Annotated in this window: 2 protein-coding genes; both read right to left on the reverse strand. The window is 32.0% G+C overall.

Going from position 1 to position 519, the window contains the following annotated elements; all coding sequences use genetic code 11:
* Nucleotides 1–181, reverse strand: a 181-nt coding sequence (locus ABD198_RS30625) for a TerC family protein (protein WP_425580598.1), incomplete at its 3' end; no start/stop codon positions are given.
* 3 nt (nucleotides 182–184) lie between these two features.
* The coding region (locus ABD198_RS30630) for a hypothetical protein (RefSeq protein WP_344008008.1) at nucleotides 185–519 on the reverse strand (335 nt) is incomplete at its 5' end.

Below are 519 nucleotides of genomic sequence, written 5' to 3' on the forward strand. Positions count from 1 at the left end.
ATGCCACTCTGGTAATCATAGCGAGTGACAAACCTAATAAAGTTGCTTTTTTTCTTTGTTGTTCAGGAAGTTTATTGGCAGAAATAGAAATGAAAATAATATTATCTACCCCTAAAACAATCTCTAAAAAAGTTAGTGTAAGTAAAGCTACCCAAGTATCAACCTGCAAAAATATCTCCATACATTATTTTACTTTATAAACCTTACCGTCTTGTTTGAATTTCGAATATCCAATCTTAGCACTAAACTCATACGAATCATCAGAAATCTTAGTGATCTGAACAAAGATAGGATCTTTATCAGTATCATTTTTAGGAGATTTCATACGAAGCGTGTAGAAGAAATTGTTTTTCCACTTAATATACAAAGTATCTATTCTCTTTGTTTCTCTTTGAAATACTCCAGAATCTGTAGAGATTTCAGCAAACTTGGTGTACTCTTCAATTTGTAGACTGTCTACTCTAGTAATAATGGTTTTGCTATATCCTTTTCCGGCCGGAATCTCAAAAACTCCTTTTT

This window comes from Streptomyces thermocarboxydovorans (assembly GCF_039524635.1).
Taxonomy (GTDB): Bacteria; Actinomycetota; Actinomycetes; order Streptomycetales; family Streptomycetaceae; genus Streptomyces; species Streptomyces thermocarboxydovorans.